The organism is Xanthomonas sp. NCPPB 3959 (assembly GCF_056675575.1).
Window position 1 is genome coordinate 60,365 of the sequence record NZ_JBWWVR010000011.1, and the last position, 19,846, is coordinate 80,210.

The window sequence follows — 19,846 nt, forward strand, 5'->3', positions numbered from 1 at the left end:
TCAGCTCGCCTTGCTCACGGTCACGCCGGTGCGCTTGAGCGCCAGCGCCAATGCGTCGGCCAGGTTGGCCTTGGTGACGATGCCCTGCAGATCCAGCCCCAGATGCACGATGGTCTGCGCAATCTGCGGGCGCACACCGCTGATGATGGCATCGGCGCCCATCAGGCGAATCGCGGTGACGGTCTTGAGCAGGTGCTGCGCAACCAAGGTGTCCACGGTGGGCACGCCGGTGATGTCGATGATGGCGATCTCCGAGCCGGTATCGACGATGCGTTGCAGCAGCGATTCCATCACCACCTGGGTGCGTTGCGAATCCAGCGTGCCGATCATCGGCAGCGCCAGCACGCCGTCCCACAACTTCACCACCGGGGTGGAGAGTTCCAGCATCTCTTCCTGCTGCCGCACGATGATGTCTTCGCGGGTCTTCTGGAACGCCTTGACGGTGTACAGGCCCAGACGATCCAGCAATTCGGACAGCGCCCACAACTGCAGGCCCAACTCCTCCGGCGCACTGGCGTACTCGCGCTGCACCAGCTCGAACAGCACGCGCTTGAGCGAAAAAATGAAGTTGGCGGTTTCCTGCGAATCGAAGCCGCGCGTGGCGCGGTCGCGCGAGAGCGTCTCCAGAAAGCGGCGCACCTCGCTCCATTCGGCGCTGTCCAGGCTGCTACCGCCGTCTTTCAACGAGGCCACCAGCAAGCGCAGGAATTCCGCGCCCTGGGTTTCGATTTCCTGCCGCGAAATACGCACGTCGCTACCGAAGCTGGAACCCAGCCACGCGGTCAACAACGTTGTTTCCTGCCCACGAATCGCATCGATCGAGCGCTGCTGCAATGCCACCATGAGATCACCCGCCGAGTAAAGAGAAGAAAGGCCGGGCATGCGGGCTGGACTGCGCCCGTGGTTGGCGCGGCGCCCCCACGCCGAAGCGCAGCAGAATAAAACAATTCAGATTCGGCAACCAACGACGAACCTGTAGCAGTCATCAGACACTACACCCTGCAGTTTGACATTGCAGCGCACATGGCGAACGTGCGCCCTGCCACGCCTGCGCAGATGCAGGCGGCGGATGCAGGCGGTGATGGTCTGAGTGCCGCCGACCGATGGCGGACGCTGCCGCAAAGCGTGCTGGGGAGTTTGATCGAAGCGAGGTGATACGCGCACGCCGAACAAGCCCGCCTGTGGGCAACCGCCAGTGCGTGCAACGCGCTGTGCCACCAGCGGCGTGTCGGGCTGTGGCCGGGCGTGTTCTGATCGCGCCCAGACTTTTCTCAGGCTCCCCCATGTCGTCGCTGTTTTTTCCGTATCAACTCAAAGACCTCACGCTGCGCAACCGCATCGCCATTCCGCCGATGTGCCAATACACCGCCGTGGACGGCCTCACCAACGACTGGCATCAGGTCCACTACGCCAGCATGGCGCGCGGCGGTGCTGGCCTGGTGATCGTCGAGGCCACCGGCGTGTCGCCGGAAGGACGCATCACGCCCGGTTGCCTGGGCCTGTGGAACGACGCCCAGGCCGAAGGCTTGGCGCGTATTGCAGCATCGATCAGCGCCGCCGGCGCAGTACCCGGCATCCAGATCGGTCACGCCGGGCGCAAGGCCAGCGCGAACCTGCCGTGGGAAGGCGACGACCACATCGCCGACGGCGACGCACGTGGCTGGGACACCATCTCGCCCTCGGCTGTCGCCTTCGGTGGCGGCCTGCCCAAACTGCCGCGCGAGATGACGCTGGACGACATCGCCCGCGTGCGCGGCGATTTTGTCGCCGCCGCACAGCGCGCGCGCGATGCCGGCTTCCGGTGGTTGGAGCTGCATTTTGCGCATGGTTATCTGGCGCAGAGCTTCTTCTCGGTACACGCCAATCAGCGCCAGGATCAGTACGGTGGTACTGCCGAAAATCGTGGTCGCTTCCTGCTGGAAACACTGCAAGCCGTGCGTGCGGTCTGGCCGGAACATCTGCCGCTCACCGCGCGTTTTGGCGTGATCGAATTCGATGGCCGCGATGAAGAGACCTTGCAGGAAGCCATCGCACTGACCCGCAACTTCAAGCAAAGCGGCCTGGACCTGCTCAACGTCAGCATGGGCTTCAGCACCCCGACCGCGCAGATTCCGTGGGGCCCGGCATTGCTGGCGCCGTTCGCCGAGCGCGTCAGCCGCGAGGCACAGCTGCCGGTGGCCTCGTCCTGGAATATCGACGACCCGCTGGAAGCCGACCGCGTGATCGCCGCCGGGCAGATGGAGTTGGTGATGATCGGCCGCGCGCACCTGGCCAACCCGCATTGGCCGTATCACGCCGCATTGGCGCTGGGCGAAGAACGCCCGTCGTGGGTGCTACCGCCATCGTACGCGCATTGGCTGGAGCGCTACGGCAAGCGCAGCTGATCGGACACACGCGACATGCCCGGATGCGGCACCGCGCGCTAAGCCGGCCGCGCGCACGAAGTCAGCAGGTTTCTTGGGAATGCTTCGGTCACTGAGGGCGCTTGCACGCGTCCCGGCGTGGGACACGCCGCAAGTACGTCCGTGTAGGCTCTTACGCGGCATCCATGCCGCGTAAGGTCCCACGCCGGGACGCGCGCAAGCACCACCACACGTGATTGGTGGCGATAGGAAAGCGGCGACTGGTTGACGGACCCTTCCTCGGATCGTGACCTTCAATGGCGAAACGATGGATTGATGCCAACCACATCGACTACGGAAATCGACTTTGCAATCCGCAGGCACTACGCCTGCCTGAAGCCATTGCTTGCCGATCAGCAACCGCGAAGAGTCGGAGCGCGGTGTCGCGTCCGGGGACGGGACCGTGTGGCGGCATGGATGCCGCCACCGAGCCTACATGGACGTACTTGCGGCGTGTCCCGACACCGGATGCGGCACCGCGCGCAAGCCGACCACGCACACGAAGTCAGCAGGTTTCGTGGGAATGCTTCGGTTCGCTGCAGGCGCTTGCACGCGTACCGGCGTGGGACACGCCGCAAGTACGTCCATGTAGGCTCTTACGCGGCATCCATGCCGCGTAAGGTCCCACGCCGGTACGCGCGCAAGCACCTCCGGCCGTTGTCGGTAGCTGATCGGACAGCGTTGCCTGGTTGATTGATGGTGCCTTGGAGCGAGAACTTCGCTGCGAAGTCATCGCAAAGCGATAGACGAAAGACTGCATTGACTATCGACTGCGGAATCCACAGGCGTTACACACATCAAGTCACGCCTGCCGATCAGCAACCGCGAAGAGTCGGAGCGCGGTGACGCATCCGGGGGCGGGACCGTGTGGCGGCATGGATGCCGCCACCGAGCCTACATGGACGTACTTGCGGCGTGTCCCGACAACGGATGCGGCGCCGCGCGCAAGCCGACCACGCACACGAAGTCAGCAGGTTTCGTGGGAATGCTTCGGTTCGCTGCAGGCGCTTGCACGCGTACCGCAGTAGGACACCGGATGCAGTACCGCGCATCGACTATCCCCGCACACGACCTAAGCGGCTCAGCGATGATATTGATGGTCGCCCTTACAGCCCATAACGCTCCACTGCTTCCAGATGCGGGCGAGGATCCTGATCGCAGGCCTCGGCCAAACGCAGCCAGCACATTGTGTGCGGCCACTGCGCGGTAGCGGCAAGCAAGGCCCGATGCAATTCCAACGGCGCCGCCGCTTCCGGCAGCGCCACGGTGAACAACACGCCGGGCAGGCCCGTGCTTGCGTCTTCCGGGTCGAACGCGTCCGGATGTTCCGGATCGATCACGTGGTAATCGTCGCGGCTGTGCACCCACAGCTTCCAGCCGCGGGCCTCGATCTCTTCGCGCAAGGCCTCGATCGCCGGCTCGCCGGGATGCACGCCATCCACCAGCCAGCTGCTGCCGTAACCGCCCGCCTGCAACACATGCACCTGCGCGTAGGTCGGGACGAAACGCTCGCGCTCGGCCTCGTCTTCCGGTGGCGGATACAGCAACTCCGCATCGAACACCACCCAATCGCCGACATGCTGACGCCGATGCGCAGGCGCGTTTTCGAGGATGCGCGCGGTGACCGGGCCGGTGCGGCGCGCGTAATACTCGGCCGCCTCGCCGTCGTCCACACAACGCACGATCACCCAGCCCCAGTTCTCTTCGACCACGCCGCTGGTGCTGCTCAGCTCCATGCCGATCGCCAGCGCCGAGGCACGCACCGCTTCCCACTGCTGCGCCGCACTGGCCGCGGTCATATGATCCCAATGCGCAGAGCGCGGTTCTTCCATCAACTCGGTCAGTTGCCGGTAGACCTCGGCCGCTTCGGCAAACCGCCCGGTGTTGAGATACATGCGCCCCAGCAAACCGCGTGCGCCATGCGAGCCGGGCGACAATTCCAGCAACGCGGTACAGGCCTGTTCCAGCGCCGGCCAATCGGCCAGCCGCTGGGCAAGCTGCGCTTCGCACCACAGCGCCGCCACCGGCACCAGCGGGCGATACAGCTGCGCCAGCCGACGCATGCCGGCGTCGTCGCCACGGCCCAGCAGCAGATTCATCAGCCGGAAGGTCGGGCTGGTCTCGCGATCGGCATGCCGCTGCACGAATGCCCACAGCAGCGTAATCGCCTCATCGTCGGCCGCGCACGCGCTCAAGGCCGACGCAGTGGTGTCCACCAACTCGGCATCGTCGGGGCGCTCGGCCACTGCCTGCAGCAACCATTGCGCTTCGCGCTCGGGGTTGCGCACCACGTCTTCGGCTTGCGCCTCCAGCCATTCCAGCAACTGCGCGGCAGGCACCGGCGCCGCCTCGCCCGCCGGTGCGGTCTCGATGCGCATGGCCAAACGGTCCAGCAATTGCGTGGCGCCACGGTCCTGACGCAACTTGGGCACATGCGCACGCGCAAGCGCCAGATGCCGCCGCGCGGTCCACACCGCACCACGCTGCAACGCCAGCTCGATCGCCATCTCGGCCGCGTCGATCAGGATGCGATGCGCACCGACCTGCGCGTAATGATCCAGCATCACCTGCAAGCGGCTGCCCAGATCCCAGGTGTTGCGCTCCGGCGTGCGCGACACCAGCACCACCACTGCACGCAACCAGTGCATGCGATAGCGCGGCGCAACCTCGCGCCACGGCAGAAATGCCTCCAGCGCTTCATCGTCGCGATGCAACAGCGCCAATGCGCGCGCCTTTTGCAAACGCCGCGGCTGGCTGCAGTTGGCCCACTCTGCACCTTCGCGTGCGGCCTCGCGTTCGCGCTGTTCGATCAGCGCCAGTGCTTCTTCTGCACGACCGAGCGAGAGCAGGATCGAGATGCGCATGTCCGGCACGCCGTCGTAGATCTGCCCGCCATGCGCAAGAATGGTCTGCGACTGCTCTTCCAGATAATGCAGTGCCGCCTCGCCGCGCCCATCGTCGAGCAAGGCGTCGGCTTTTTCGCAGCTCAGACACTGGTAGCACGACCAGCTCGGATCGATGCGGCCCAGCGTTTCCTCGCACACTTCGATGCGCTCTTCCACCCAGCCCGGCCCGTCGATATTGGCGTAGCACGCGGCCAGATCCTGGGTCACGCACACCGATTGCGGGCACTCCACCGCATCGGCGCGATGCGCGCGCTCGAACAGCGTCACGGCATCGCTCAGCGCACGCTCGCCTTCGCACAGATTGCCGACCCGGTTGCGCATTTCCCAATGCCCGACGAACACCTCCAGCCACGGATTGGCCAGCGTCTTGCCCAGCGCACGCGCCTCGGGCAATAGCGCTTCGGCGCGTTCGATCTGCAGGTCGCAGATATGGTCGGTCAGGCGCGTCAGCAGTTGCGCGTTCTGCGGCTGACCGGCTTCGCCCAGATCGTCCTGCAACTTTTCAACCCAGTTCCAGATTTCCATCCTGTTGCTCCTTCGATGCGGCGCTCAGCGCGCCAGCAGTTGGGTCACGGCCTCGGCAAGATCGCCGAAAGCCCGGTTCAAATCCGATCCGCCCGACGCACTGGCGCCCGGCTGCGGCTGGGTGCGTCCCTGCGCCGACACGATCACCTTGAGTGAGCGCAGCAGCCGCGCCGCCACCGCCGCCTGCGGATTGCCGGCGCGCTGCGCCGCCAGCAATGCCTGCAGCGCCGGGTTGTCGAGATTGAGATACAGCCGCTGGGTCTGGCGTGCTTCGATCCCCGCAGTGAACTGCCGGGCCAGCCGCAACGCAGCGGTGGACACGCGCTTGTCGTTTTCGTCCTGCTCCAGGCGGCGTTTCAGTTCGGCCTCACGGTCGGGCACCACCACCAACGGCAATGCTTCGGGGCTGAAATGCGCCGGCACCAAGGCTTCGCCATCGCCCAGATGCTGTTCCAGCCAGGCCAGTTCGTCGGCCGGCAAGCTGTCGTCCAGTTGGAACAACTGCCGGTTGCCCTGCTCGGTGCCCAGCTCCACCAGCCGCACGCCCTTGGCCTGCGCCCAGCGACGCAGGAACGGCACCACCGCATAGCGATTTCCGTAGGCCACCGGCACGCCCATCGCGCGGAACAGCATCTCTTCGAAACCGCTGTCGCTATCCAGGATCACATGCACTGCGCCACGCGCCGGCAACTGCTGCGCCGGCAGATCGCCTTGCGAGGTCGGCACCCGCACGTGTTCCATCAGCAACTCGAACAAGCGCTCGTCGCACAAGGCCGCGCCCAGCAAGGCCTCGTTGTGGCGCAGCAGAATGCGCCGCCAGGCTTCCGGCTGCTGACGTGCGACATCGGCCAAGCCCTGTACCAGCGCTTCGGACAGCGCATGCTGCACCGCCGTGTAGGTGGAGTCGCGCTGCAGATCTTCGCGGCTGGCAGTGGGCGTCAGCCGATTGGATTCGATCACCCCGCCGATGAAGCCCGCCCACGGCGGCAGCAGCTCGCGTGCGTTGTCGTCCAACAGCATGCCGCGCAGGAACACCGACAGATTGCGGTTGTCGCTGGTGCCGTAGGTCGCCCCGTCCTGTACCCATAGCAAGCCGACCGCATCGCTGCCCTCCTCCGTGCGCACCGGCATGCAGCACAGCGGTTCGAAGTTGCGCTCGAAGCGCGCGGCAAACTCGCGTTGCCGCCGCCAGGCCTGCACCGGATGCAAGGGCACCGCATCGTGCATGCGCCACGGTGGCGGCTCGGGGTTGATCGCCTGCGCATCCCCACCGATCCAGATCGGCTCGCGCAACAGCGCGCAGTAGCGCGACAGGATCTCGCGCAGCCGCCCTTCCTGGGCCAACGACAGATAGTCCTCATGCAGTTCCAGCACCACTTCGGTGCCGACCTGCGCACGCGCCGGGATCGGGCTGACCGTGTATTGCTCTGCATTGCTGGAGATGTAGCAATGCCCCAACGTCGGGCTCTGGTACGAGGTGGTGCGCACGGTGACCCGGCGCGCCAGCACGAAGGCCGACAAAAACCCCAGCCCGAACATGCCGATCAGGCCGCTGTCTTCGTGCCCGCCCTGACGCAGCCCACGGGTGTAGCCCACGCCCACGGTGGCCAGATAATCGTGAATTTCCTGCTGGGTCAGCCCTGCGCCGGTATCGACGATGCGCACGATGCCCTGGGCCGCATCGGCATGCACTTCGATGCGCGATTCGCCTTGCCAGTCGGGTTGTTCCAGGCGGCGGCGCAGGATCGAGTCGTGCGCGTTCTGCACCAACTCGCGCAACGCGACCACCGGTGTGGAATAGAGGTGCTTGCTGAGGACGGACATCAGTCCGTTGAGATCGACGCCTGCACGGCGGATCTGAGAGGCGTCCGTCGCCTCGGAGGTGTGATCTTGCATGATCGTCTGTCGTTTCCTTGGCGGCCACGCCCATCCTCGGACGCGCCTACCTGGGTGGCAATGCGAGCCGGAAAGCATAGCCGCAAGCCACGCCGCACGCACGCACGTCTCAATTCGGATCCCTCCACCGCACTGCGACCGGACATCGCTGCTGCATCACCCACCGGAAACGAAGCGCCACGGCCTGCATGACTGCACAGCCGTGGCGCCAGACACATTATCGCTGCAAGGTTTCCATCGGTGCCTCATTGAAGTGCTGGCGGTAGCCCTTGGCCAGCGCCGAGCGGCTGCCCACGCCCCAACGGCTTGCCGCCTGCAGCACACTGCCGCAGCCGCCTTCGGCCAGCAGTTCGTCGCGGATGCTCTGCATCCGGTAACGGCGCAGCACCTGGGTCGGCGACAGCCCGGTGGCAGACTTGAACGCCTGCTGCAACGCACGCCCGGTCACCCCGATCTGCGCAGCCACTTCATTGATCGACAGATCCGAGCGATGCGCATTGGTGATCATGTAGGTGTAGGCACGCCGGTACTTGGCCGGCAGACGCGCCGAGATGTCGTCGCTCACATGCGCCGGGGTACCGCTTTCCAGCAGGCGCGGCGCCTGCACCTCGCTGCGCAGGCATTGCACCGCACCCAGCGCATACCGGTTGTAGAGCAACAACGCCTGCTCGGTCTTGCCCAACGCCTGGCTGATCTTGGCCTGGCAATACTCGAACTCCAGATTCCAGCGCGGCGCATGGTGCCGGCCGGCACCGGCCAACGCACGCTCGGCCAGATCCGCACGCCCCACCGCCAACGCAGCCAGCGCCAGTTCCACCTGCGCGTCCTGGCGGGCGCAGGGCGGGCAACCGGTGGCCGCAGCCGGCAATGCATCGATCTGCGCATCGAAACCGAAGGTATCGCCACCGGCAATCCGCAGCAGGTTGCGCACATGCCGCATGCGCTGGGCGAGCACCGGCATGCTCTCGGCCAGATCGGCGATGCAGGCGCGCAGCTCGTTGGGCTCGAAGGCATGCGCCGCATCTTCCTGGCGCAGCGTGGCCTGCCAGAACACGTGGTCGCTCATGCGATCGGAGCGACGGATGCGCAGCTGCGCAATCATGTCCAGGCGCAGCGCGGTGGCGATCCGCAGCCAATCGCTCGCACCGGTCTCCAGTTCCGAAAGCACCTCGTTGGCGCGCTCCAGCGTCTGTAGCGCGAGCGTGCTCTGGCCCAGATGGAAGTGCGTCAACGCCTTGCCCAACAGGCTCTCGCCGCACAGGCAGGACGGTGTCTCGCGGTCCATCGCCAGCTGCGCAAAACAGTTTAACGCGGCGCTGAGCCGGCGCTGGCTCAGCATCAACCAGGCGGTGTTGCGGCACGACAACAGCCGCAACTGCCGTTGATGCCCACGCATGGCCTTCAATGCATGCCGATACGCATCTTCGGCTTCTTCCTGATACTCCAGGATCAACAGCGCGTCACCACTGGCGCCGAGCAGGCTGACTTCATCGTCGCCGCCATCCGAGGCGGCCTGCCCGTCGCGGCGTTGTTGAAGGTGTTGCAGACCCTGCGGCCAGGCACCAACCAGCATCCTGCTTGTATAGGTAGGAAGACGGTCTGCGTACGACAACGCAGAGATCGCTGCGAGGTAGGTGGAAAGGATCATGCCAGGCTCTCTCTTAGGGGGATGAGCAAAAAACAACCAATTTCGCCGGTCTTTTGGCGCAATCGATTGTATGCAGCGGATCCAATGGAATTTCTCACTTTGGGGCACTAAGAAAATCAAAAATTCTCACTCTGTGTCGAACCGTGCCAGGCGCGCAGCGCGCAGAGCATGTGGGCATTTTTTGCACTCCAGGTCCGATGTCGTGCACAGGACATCGCACGACATGCGATTGCGTATTGAAGACATCGACTGCTGCAGCAAGACCCTGGCGGTGCCGGAACGTCTCGGAACACCTCGCTTCCACGCGCAGCTCCGCGTTGTCGAGGCATGTCGTGGCAATGACTGCATGTCGGTTGCGTGTGGTAACAGACGCAGTCGCCGCGAATAGAAACTTCGGCGATCCGCCGCGTCGATAAACCGCCGACATATTCCACAAGCGCTATAACAGCGAATAAATTGCAATACCTTGGTCTATACCTGACCAATTGGTCTGGATGTCTGCGGGCCCAGGCATTTTTCTGGGGCTTCTGCAGCGCCATCCGCCGCAGCAATGTCGTAATTTTGTTATTTCCGGCGCATCCATGCCTAAATGTAAGAGCTCCGTTACGCCTATCTGAGCGCACGTTAAAGCCAACCCACGCAAAGCCGAAGAAAAGTACGCAGCAGTGAAACTTTCTGCCTCGCCAATGGTACATACCATTTGTCTGATCTCGGTCAGACCCTCCCTGGCAGCCGAAAGGTTTGGCGATGTACTTATCTATACACGTGGGTTTTGTATTGGCGCCGGCTGCCCGTCACAGGCATCCGACATACGACTGGTACGCATGCCGACATGGGAAGGCTGGCTGATGTACGCCAACGCTTCCGGCAAGCAAGGATCGGCTTTCCTGTTGACGCAGGATGCGCGTCTGGCCTCGCAGGTCAACGCGAGCCTCGCACCGCTCGCGCCGAGTTTTGCAGTCTTTTCCGACGAACTCGAACTTCTGCGCTCGCTGCGACATTCCCCTTGCGAGCTGCTGGTGTTCGATGCGACCTGCGTTGCCTCCGACGATAGTTCGCTGCTGGCCTGGCAGCGCTGCCATAGCGGCCATCCAACACCATTGATCGTGCTGGGGCGCTTCGATTGCCCCAACGATATCCTGGCCTGGTATCGCGCCGGTGCGCAGGACGTGCTGGCGCTGCCGTTCAATTCGCATGAGTTGCATGTCCGCGCGGCATTGGCGATCTCGCCGGTGGCGCAGGCATGCCCTGAAACGCAGCAGCTTAGCGTTGGGCCCTACCAGTTGATCCGCGACGAGAACACCGTGTATCTGCACGGCAAGCCGATCGTGCTCACCGCACGCGAGTTTTCGATTGCCTGGTTGCTGTTCTCCAGCCCCGGTGTGTGCTTCCGCCGCTGCCAATTGGCCAAGGCGGTATGGGGCAGCCATACCGAGTTCACCGACCGCACCATGGAGCAGCACATCTACAAGCTGCGCAAGAAGTTACAGCTGTGCAATCACAGTGGCGCGGTGCGCATCAGAACCGTGTATTCGCATGGCTACAAGCTGGAACTTGCACTGCATGACACAGATGCAGTGACCCCGGGCAAGCTCACACCCCAGAACGCGGCAAGCCACGCTGCGGCGTGCTGATCCAGACGCGTCTTGACGTGGTGCGTGCCGACGCAAGGCTTGTTTCAAGCTAATAAAATTGCACAAACGACAACGGCGCAGGGACTACCCTGCGCCGTTGTTCGATAGATCAGTGCGTCCGGTTACTGCTTGGGGCTTTCACCGTATTCGTTCGGGCCCGGGGTGCCGTCCATGCACATGAAGACCAGCAGGACGATCGCGCCCACGTAAGGCACCAGGCTGATCAGATAGAACCAGCCGGACTTGCCCTGGTCATGCAGGCGACGCACGGTCACTGCAATGCCCGGCACGATCATTGCCAGGCCGACGATCATGATGATGGCAAACACCACCCACGCCAGCGGGCCGGGGCCGTTGTCGCCGCCGCCTATCGCCGCCGCGACGCCGAAAATGCCGCCCAGCACCAGCAGAACAATCATCTGCAGCAAGAAGAACATCCAGTATTCCTTGCGACGCGAGCGACCGGTGAAGTCGGCGTAGCGCTTGAGCGGCAACAACATCCATTCCATTGTGATTCTCCAGGTAAGAGCAGTCAGCGGTGTCTGTGATCCGGTGCACGGTGCAACGGGCCGCGCATGGTGCCATAGCCGCACTCTTTCTGAAAACGTTTTCTCGACAATCAAATGCAAATACAGCCGTCTATCCGACAGACGGTTTGCAGTGCTCAGTCGCAGCGGAGGGGCGCGGTCAACGCACCAACCAGACCGGCTGACGTTGTGCACACGGCACGTCGCCGCCGCAGCTCGTGACGCGCACTGAAGGTTGCCAGGTTTTCAACGATGACTCTGGCCAAGCGTGCGCTCTTGAGAGGCGATCGTCAGGGCGTCCGATCGCTCATCGACGGTCGGGACGAGCGCAACATGCGGCTGCCTGACGTGGTCGAGGCGATGCTGCCGCCACGTTCGACACTGCTCAGCGCAGCGCCCGCCGATCTGCGTGGACCTCAGTCAGCCGCCGCTTCCAAGGCCTGGCTCAGCCGCTCCACCGCAATGATCTCCATGCCCTTGATGCTGGTGGTCTTCGGTGCATTGGCCTTGGGCACGATCGCGCGCTTGAAACCATGGGTGGCGGCTTCTTTCAGGCGGTCCTCGCCGTTGGGCACCGGCCGGATCTCGCCGGACAACCCCACCTCGCCGAAGGCGATCGTCTTCTCGGCCAATGGCCGGTCGCGCAACGAGGACAACACTGCCAGCAACACCGGCAGATCGGCCGCGGTTTCCTGCACCCGGATGCCGCCGACCACGTTGACGAAGACGTCCTGATCGCCCACCACGATGCCGCCATGGCGATGCAGTACCGCCAGCAGCATCGCCAACCGGTTCTGTTCCAGGCCTACCGCGACCCGGCGCGGATTGGACAACGGCGAGGCATCCACCAGCGCCTGCACTTCCACCATCAACGGCCGGGTGCCTTCGCGGGTGACCATCACGCAACTGCCGGGCTGCTGGGTGCTGCCGCCGGACAGGAAGATCGCCGACGGGTTGGAGACCTCCTTGAGGCCCTTCTCGCCCATCGCGAACACCCCCAGCTCGTTGACCGCACCGAAGCGATTCTTGAAGGCGCGCAGCAAGCGAAACCGGCTGCCGCTCTCGCCTTCGAAGTACAGCACCGCATCGACCATATGCTCCAGCACGCGCGGCCCCGCGATGCCGCCTTCCTTGGTCACATGGCCGACCAGGAAGACGGCGGTGCCGGTTTCCTTGGCATAGCGCACCAGCCGCGCCGCGCTCTCGCGCACCTGGCTCACCGAACCCGGCGCTGCGGTCAGCGATTCGGTCCACAAGGTCTGTACCGAATCGGCCACGATCAGCTTCGGCCGCGCCACGCTGGCGTGCTGCAGGATATTTTCGATGCCGGTTTCGGCCAGCGCATTCAGGCCTTCCAACGGCAGATCCAGGCGCACCGCACGTCCTGCGACCTGGGCCAGCGATTCTTCGCCAGTCACGTACAACACCGGCAGCGTACTGGCCATGCTGGCCAATGCTTGCAGCAACAACGTCGACTTGCCGATGCCGGGGTCGCCACCGATCAACACCACCGCGCCTTCGACCAGACCGCCGCCCAGCACCCGATCGAACTCGCCGATGCCGGTGGACACGCGCGACTGTTCGGATTGGCGCACGTCCTTGAGCGCGGTGATCTTGGGCGCCTCGGTCTTGCCCGACCAACCGGTACGGCGCGAAGCCGCCGGCGATGCCTTGCCGCCGGGGGTTGCGCTTTCGAGCACGATTTCACTGAGCGTATTCCACACTCCGCACTCGGTGCACTGCCCCTGCCACTTGTTGTATTCGGCGCCACACTCGCCGCAGACATAGGCTATTTTTGCCTTCGCCATCGTCAGTTAGCCAATCGTTTCTGGAGCGACAGCATAGTCGCCGCCGGTCTCAGGATGCGCGACGCGGGCGCCGGGATTCGGGATTCGGGATTCGGGATTCGGCAATCGGGAATCGGGAATCGGGAATCGGGAATCGGGAATCGGGAATCGTCAAAGCTGACGCGCTGTTGGATTGCGTGCAACTGGAAATTTCAACAACGACGCTCTACGTGGGAGGCATCGACGAGGCCGGCCACTTGGCTAGCGCACTATCTTTATATCGATCAGTCGGCATCGGCAGCGACGAAGAGCAATCTCCGAAGCTGCATGATCGATCGCAGCCGACCATGCAGCTCCGGCTCCTGCCATTGCCCGCTCGAACAGCTTCGAGCGGGCAGCGCCCATCAACGTGCCTTGTACAACTCGCTCAAGCGATCCGGCTTGCCGGCGATGCGCTCCAGATGCGGATACAGCAGGCCGCCGTGGTAATCGATGCGCACGGTGTCGTAGCGATCCAGGCGCTTGACCAGCAGCTCGATCGGCGCGGTGGTGCCCTTGGCCGCCGTGATCGCGTCCTTGATCACCTCACTGCTGAAGGCGCGGCCGTTGACCGCCACGATCGTGTTGCCGGCGATCAGGCCGGCATTGAAGGCCGGGCCGTCCCACAGCACATCACCGATGTCGCCAGAGGCTTTCAAGGACACGCCAAGCGAATAGGCCAGATTGGCGTCCTTGTCGTCGCTCTCGTCGGCCTTGGTGGCCAGGTTCGGCTCCTCGTTGTAGACCAGCTTCCAGCCATTGGCTTCGATGCCGCCGTTCAACGACCCGTGCCCGTCCATGCGGCTGCGCAACAGGCTCGCCCAGTCGTAGGCGGCCACGCCGTTGAGCGTGGTCACGATGTCGTCGAAGGTGTACGGATTGACGTCCCAATCACCGTTCTTCATGCCGAAGAACGCCTTGCCGAAGTCGTCGATGGAGCGCTTGTTGTTGGTCAGCGCACGCAGCTTGCTGTCCACTTCCAGCCACATCATCTGGCCGCCGGAATAATAGTCCTCGCTCATCTGATAGCTGCGGTACGCCTTCGGGCGGCGCATCGACATGGTCGGGTCGTTGGTGGTGTCCTGCACAGTGCGCCAGGCCATGCCGGGGCGGCCACGCTCATAGCTTGCCGCCACGCCGGCCAGCATGTCGCGCGCCTGATCCTGCGTCCACAGGCCCGAGCGCGCGGCCATCACTTCGCCCCAGAACTGGGTCTGGCCTTCGTACAGCCACAGCAGGCTGTCGCCCATCGGCACGTTGAAATTAGGCGTGGCCAGATCCGCGCCGCGGCGATACTTGCCGTTCCAGGAATGGTTGAATTCGTGCGCGAGCAGGTCGCGCCCGGTCCAGCTCTTGTCCCACTCGGTGAAATACGTCGGCACGCCGCTGTTTTCGCTGGAGCGATGGTGCTCCAGGCCGATGCCGCCCAGCTTCTTGGTCAGCGCGAGCAGAAATTCGTAATGGTCGAAATGCCGCGCGCCATACAACTTGTCCATCTGCTGCACCAGCGCCGCATGCGCCTTGATCTGTTCGGGCTTGGCGTCCAGCGACTTGGCTTCGTCGGCAAAGACGTTGAGGTAGACCGGCTGCTTGCCGCCGCTCAGCTCCACGCGCTTGTAGTACTTGCCGGCAAACATCGGCGAGTCGACCAGGTCGTCGAAGTCGATCGGCTTGAAGGTCACCGTGTCGCCGACCCGGCTCTGGGTTTCCAGCGCGGTCGCGTAGTCCCAGCCCTTGGGCAAGGTCACACTGGCCTGCGTCTTGATGTTGCGTGCGAAGACACCGGCAGGATACAGCGCGGTGGTATTCCACTGCAGGTTGAGCATTTCCGGGGTCATCATCACCCGGCCCTGGTTGCTGGCCTGCGGCGAGAGAAACTTGAACTCGGCTACCAGCTCGGTGGCGCCCTGCGGCACATCGATCTTGAAGGCATACACGTCGAACTGATCGCGCGTCCACGGCACCACCTTGCCATCGACCTTGATCACCAGACCGGCGAGCTTGTCGATCGGCCCGGTCGGCGAGTGATTGCCGGGGATCCACTGCGGATACAGCAGCGTCATCGGGCCGGGCTTTGCCGGCATGGTGGTCCTGACCTTGAAGATGCGGTGCGCCAGATCGGTGGCATCGACATCGATCTTCAAGCTGCCTTCGAACGGCACGTCCTGCGGCGGCGCAGTTTGCGCGGCGGCGGGCAACGACAGCGCTGCCAGCAGCGACACGGACAACAGGGTGGGCATCTTCATCGCAACTCCGCAGGTGACCTGGAACAGGCAAGCCCACGATGCTAAGCGCCCACCACGGCTTCCCCGTATGCCATTGGTCATGCCGCAGGCAAATTCATGCGCAAAAAAAAGCCGCCAATCGCTGGCGGCTTTCTTCATAACAGCATGACGCGATCCGGCGTGGCGCCGTCTCAATGCATCATGTTGACGTTCATGTTGTGCAGCACCCACAGCGAACCGACGATCACGATGCCGATGATCAGCAGCGAGAACAGGCCCACCTGCACGTTGGAACGCTGCTCGGGCGAGCGATCCATATGCAGGAAATACACCATGTGAACCAGCATCTGCACGGCGGCCATCAGCGAGATCACGATGACGGTGACGCCCTTGGAGAACGCCCCGCTCATCACCATCGCAAACGGGATGACGGTCAGGATCACGGCCATCACAAAGCCGATCAGGTAGGACTTCAGGCCGCCGGCATGTGCGTCGGCGGCGGTTTCATGCGCGTGGTGATTGGCCATTACAGCGCTCCCAGCAGATAGACGACGGTGAACACACCGATCCAGATGATGTCCAGGAAATGCCAGAACAGGCTCAGGCAGGCCAGACGCGTGCTGTTGCGCGGGGTCAGGCCGTTCTTGGAGATCTGGATCACCAGCACTGCCATCCACAACAGACCCGAGGCCACGTGCAGACCGTGCGTGCCCACCAGGGTGAAGAAGGCCGACAGGAACGCGCTGCGCCCCGGGCCCGCACCTTCATGGATCAGGTGGTTGAACTCCCAGACTTCCATGCACAGAAAGCCGATACCCAGCAGCGCGGTGACGCCCAACCAGGCATACAGCCCGGTCATGCTGCGCTTGTGCGCGGAGATCATCGCAACGCCGAAGCTCAAGCTGCTGAACAACAGCAGGAAGGTTTCCACCAGCACGAACTTCAGATCGAACAGCTCCTTGGCCGTCGGTCCGTCCACCGTGGCGCCCGAGAGCACCGCATAGGTGGCGAACAGACCGGCGAACAGCAGGCAGTCGCTCATCAGGTAGACCCAGAACCCGAAGACGGTGTTGCCACCGGCGTCGTGATGCTCGTGGTCGTCGTGGCCGCCCGCGTGGGCGGCGTGGTCAAGCGTGGTCGAGGAAGACATGGTCATACCACCTTCGCGGCCTGCGCCGCATGTTGCTGTTCGAGCAGGGCAAAGCGCGCGTTTTCGATGCGCTCCACTTCGTCGGCCGGCACCCAGTAATCGATGTCGTCATCGAAGGTGCGCGCAATGAAGCTGCCGATCATGCCGACCAGGCCGATGATGGCCAGCCACCAGATGTGCCAAATCAATCCGAAGCCCATCAGCACGCTGAAGGCACCGATATACACGCCTGCACCGGTGTTGCGCGGCATGTGGATCGCCTCGTACTTGGACGGACGCACCCAGCCCTTGCCGTTCTGCTTGTCGGCCCAGAACTGATCGCGGTCGTCGATATGCGGCAGCACGGCGAAGTTGTAGAACGGCGGCGGCGAAGAGGTGGCCCACTCCAGCGTACGGCCATCCCACGGATCGCCCGTGTAGTCCATGTGCTCCTTGCGCTTCCACACGCTGTAACCGATCTGCACCAGATTCAGGAAGATGCCCATGCCGATGATCGCAGCACCCGCAGCGGCCACGTACAGCCACGGCGCCCACTCGGGGTGGTTGTAGGTGTTCATGCGGCGGGTCATGCCCATGAAGCCGAGCACGTACAGCGGCATGAAGGCCACGAAGAAGCCGATGATCCAGCACCAGAACGAGGCCTTGCCGATCTTCTCGTTGAGCTTGAAGCCGAACGCCTTCGGGAACCAATAGGTCAGACCCGCCAGGTAACCGAACACCACGCCGCCGATGATCACGTTATGGAAATGCGCGATCAGGAACAGGCTGTTGTGCAGCACGAAGTCCACCGCCGGAATCGCCAGCATCACGCCGGTCATGCCGCCGATGGTGAAGGTGATGATGAAGCCGATCGTCCACAGCACCGGAGAGGTCATGTGCACACGACCGCGGAACATGGTGAACAGCCAGTTGAAGATCTTCACGCCGGTCGGGATCGAGATGATCATCGTCGTGATGCCGAAGAAGGCATTGACGTTGGCACCCGAGCCCATGGTGAAGAAGTGGTGCAACCACACCACGAACGACAGCACGCCGATGCACGAGGTGGCGTAGACCATCGAGGTGTAGCCGAACAGCCGCTTGCGGCTGTAGGTCGCGATCAACTCGGAGAAGATGCCGAACGCCGGCAGGATCAGGATATAGACTTCCGGGTGGCCCCAGATCCAGATCAGGTTGACGTACATCATGGCGTTGCCGCCACCGTCGTTGGTGAAGAAGTGCGTGCCCAGGTAACGGTCGGCACCCAGCAACGCCAGCGCCACGGTCAGGATCGGGAACGCGGCGATGATCAGGATGTTGGTGATCAACGCGGTCCAGGTGAAGATCGGCATGCGCATCAGGGTCATGCCCGGCGCGCGCATCCGCATGATCGTCACGAAGAAGTTGATGCCGGTCAGCAACGTGCCTAAACCTGAGACCTGCAACGCCCAGATGTAGTAATCGACACCGACCCCTGGACTGTATTCCAGCCCCGACAACGGCGGATACGCCAACCAGCCGGTCTGCGCGAATTCACCGACACCCAGCGAGATGTTGATCAGCGCCGCACCGGCTACGAACAGCCAGAAGCTCAGCGAGTTCAGGAACGGGAACGCCACGTCGCGTGCGCCGATCTGCAGCGGCACGATCAGATTCAACAAGCCCGTCATGAACGGCATGGCCATGAAGAAAATCATGATCACGCCGTGCGCGGTAAAGATCTGGTCGTAGTGATGTGGCGGCAGCACACCTTCGCCGCCGTTACCCGCCAACGCCTGCTGGGCACGCATCATCGCCGCATCGGCGAAGCCGCGCAGCAGCATGACCAGCGCCACGATGATGTACATCACACCGATGCGCTTGTGATCCACCGAGGTGAACCACTCGTTCCACAGGTAGCCCCACAGCTTGTACTTGGTGATGGCGCCCGCGATGAGCAGGCCGAGCAGGCCGGCGCCACCGAGAGCGACCATGATGATCGGCTCGTGGTACGGAACCGCCTCGAGCGTAAGTTTGCCTAGCATCACTTGTCTCCAGAAGTGCACATGGCAACCGGCTCTGCAGCCGATGCCTGATGGTCGCCGTGGCCTTCGCCATGGCCTTGCGGACCGTGACCCGGACCATTCATGTATTTGTCGACCAGCGAGCGGAACATGCCGTCCTGCACCGACGAGTAGTAGGTGACCGGATACTGTTCTTTATCGTTGCGATTGGCGGCCAGCACCTGGTACTCGGCGGCGGTCAGCGCCTTCGGCGATGCCTTGACCTTGGCCACCCATGCATCGAAGCCGGCCTGATCGACCGCATGCGCCTTGAAGCTCATCTTCGAAAAACCGTGACCGCTGTAATTGGTGGACAGGCCGAAGTATTCGCCCGGCTCGTTGGCTACCAGATGCAGCTTGGTTTCCATGCCGGCCATCGCATAGATCATCGTGCCCAGGTGCGGGATGAAGAACGAATTCATCACCGTGTCGGAGGTGATCTTGAAGTTCAGCGGCGTGTGCACCGGGAAGGCGATTTCGTTGACCGTGGCGATGTTCTGATCCGGGTAGATGAACATCCACTTCCAGTCCAGCGAGACCGCTTCGATGTTGAGCGGCTTGACGTCCGAATCCAGCGGCCGGTACGGATCCAGCGCATGCGAGGAGCGCCAAGTCAGCACTGCCAGCACCAGGATGATCACGCACGGGATCGACCACACCACCACTTCGATGGCGGTGGAGTGCGACCAATCCGGCTCGTAGCGCGCCTTCGTGTTGGACGCGCGATATTTCCACGCGAACGCGATCGTCATCACGATCACTGGGATGACCACGATCAGCATCAGCACCACCGAGGTGATCAGCAGTTGCTTTTCGTCGTGGCCGATCTGGCCTTTCGGATTGAGGATGGCCGAGTTGCAGCCTGCCAACAGCAGGAACGGCAACATCAGGCCTGGACGAAGTACACGCCCGAGATGTTTCAACGGAATCATCGGTCGATCCAAGTGCGAAGGAACGCCAGCCTCATGCGTCGCATTCCCTTTCGGGACATGTCCGGCAGCGCTCTTTCTGAAGAAAGATGACCGCGCAGACCGAAGACACGGGTTAGCTCCCTAATTTTAAACTTTGCTGCACCTGCACGAAACC

General features: G+C 63.2%; 13 protein-coding genes. 2 read left to right on the plus strand and 11 right to left on the minus strand.

The window, feature by feature from the left end; translation table 11 throughout:
- Positions 1-843 (minus strand): STAS domain-containing protein, encoded by an 843-nt coding sequence (locus tag AC1KVG_RS14035; RefSeq protein WP_317060220.1) that lies wholly within the window; start codon positions 841-843, stop codon positions 1-3.
- Positions 844-1,283: 440 nt separating this feature from the next.
- On the opposite strand from AC1KVG_RS14035, the gene AC1KVG_RS14040 reads away from it, so the two are divergent.
- Positions 1,284-2,384 carry an NADH:flavin oxidoreductase/NADH oxidase gene (locus AC1KVG_RS14040; RefSeq protein ID WP_481094804.1) on the plus strand — a complete coding sequence of 367 codons (1,101 nt, stop codon included), beginning with the start codon at positions 1,284-1,286 and terminating at the stop codon, positions 2,382-2,384.
- Positions 2,385-3,508: 1,124 nt separating this feature from the next.
- On the opposite strand, the gene AC1KVG_RS14045 is transcribed toward AC1KVG_RS14040, so the two are convergent.
- From AC1KVG_RS14045 to AC1KVG_RS14055, 3 genes are all read right to left on the minus strand, one after another.
- Positions 3,509-5,833 (minus strand): hypothetical protein, encoded by a 2,325-nt coding sequence (locus tag AC1KVG_RS14045; protein WP_481094805.1) that lies wholly within the window; start codon positions 5,831-5,833, stop codon positions 3,509-3,511.
- 24 nt (positions 5,834-5,857) lie between these two features.
- Positions 5,858-7,729, minus strand: a complete 1,872-nt coding sequence (locus tag AC1KVG_RS14050) for an ATP-binding protein (protein WP_481094806.1) — start codon at positions 7,727-7,729, stop codon at positions 5,858-5,860.
- 217 nt (positions 7,730-7,946) lie between these two features.
- Positions 7,947-9,302 (minus strand): helix-turn-helix transcriptional regulator, encoded by a 1,356-nt coding sequence (locus AC1KVG_RS14055; RefSeq protein WP_174556022.1) that lies wholly within the window; start codon positions 9,300-9,302, stop codon positions 7,947-7,949.
- 923 nt (positions 9,303-10,225) lie between these two features.
- Here AC1KVG_RS14055 and AC1KVG_RS14060 point away from each other — a divergent pair.
- On the plus strand, positions 10,226-11,011 hold the full coding sequence (locus AC1KVG_RS14060; protein ID WP_023903139.1) for a winged helix-turn-helix domain-containing protein: 786 nt from the start codon (positions 10,226-10,228) through the stop codon (positions 11,009-11,011).
- A gap of 122 nt (positions 11,012-11,133) precedes the next feature.
- Here the strand turns inward: AC1KVG_RS14060 and AC1KVG_RS14065 are convergent, their stop codons facing one another.
- The 7 genes from AC1KVG_RS14065 to cyoA all read right to left on the minus strand — a co-directional run bounded on the left by AC1KVG_RS14065 (position 11,134) and on the right by cyoA (position 19,692).
- On the minus strand, positions 11,134-11,520 hold the full coding sequence (locus AC1KVG_RS14065; RefSeq protein WP_023903138.1) for a DUF805 domain-containing protein: 387 nt from the start codon (positions 11,518-11,520) through the stop codon (positions 11,134-11,136).
- Positions 11,521-11,954: 434 nt separating this feature from the next.
- On the minus strand, positions 11,955-13,346 hold the full coding sequence (gene radA / locus AC1KVG_RS14070) for a DNA repair protein RadA (protein WP_023903137.1): 1,392 nt from the start codon (positions 13,344-13,346) through the stop codon (positions 11,955-11,957).
- 383 nt (positions 13,347-13,729) lie between these two features.
- Positions 13,730-15,610, minus strand: a complete 1,881-nt coding sequence (locus AC1KVG_RS14075; RefSeq protein WP_317060225.1) for a M61 family metallopeptidase — start codon at positions 15,608-15,610, stop codon at positions 13,730-13,732.
- Between the two features lie 170 nt (positions 15,611-15,780).
- Positions 15,781-16,116: a cytochrome o ubiquinol oxidase subunit IV gene (gene cyoD, locus AC1KVG_RS14080; RefSeq protein ID WP_006450195.1), complete on the minus strand. Its 336-nt coding sequence runs from the start codon at positions 16,114-16,116 to the stop codon at positions 15,781-15,783.
- Positions 16,116-16,745, minus strand: coding sequence for a cytochrome o ubiquinol oxidase subunit III (gene cyoC / locus AC1KVG_RS14085; protein ID WP_006450194.1), 630 nt, complete (start codon positions 16,743-16,745; stop codon positions 16,116-16,118). Before cyoC ends, cyoD begins: the two co-directional genes overlap by 1 nt.
- The gene (cyoB, locus tag AC1KVG_RS14090; RefSeq protein ID WP_006450193.1) at positions 16,742-18,742 is read right to left on the minus strand and encodes a cytochrome o ubiquinol oxidase subunit I; all 2,001 of its coding nucleotides are present in this window, start codon (positions 18,740-18,742) and stop codon (positions 16,742-16,744) included. Before cyoB ends, cyoC begins: the two co-directional genes overlap by 4 nt.
- Positions 18,742-19,692 (minus strand): ubiquinol oxidase subunit II, encoded by a 951-nt coding sequence (gene cyoA, locus AC1KVG_RS14095; protein ID WP_233367706.1) that lies wholly within the window; start codon positions 19,690-19,692, stop codon positions 18,742-18,744. Before cyoA ends, cyoB begins: the two co-directional genes overlap by 1 nt.
- Positions 19,693-19,846 lie beyond the last annotated feature (154 nt).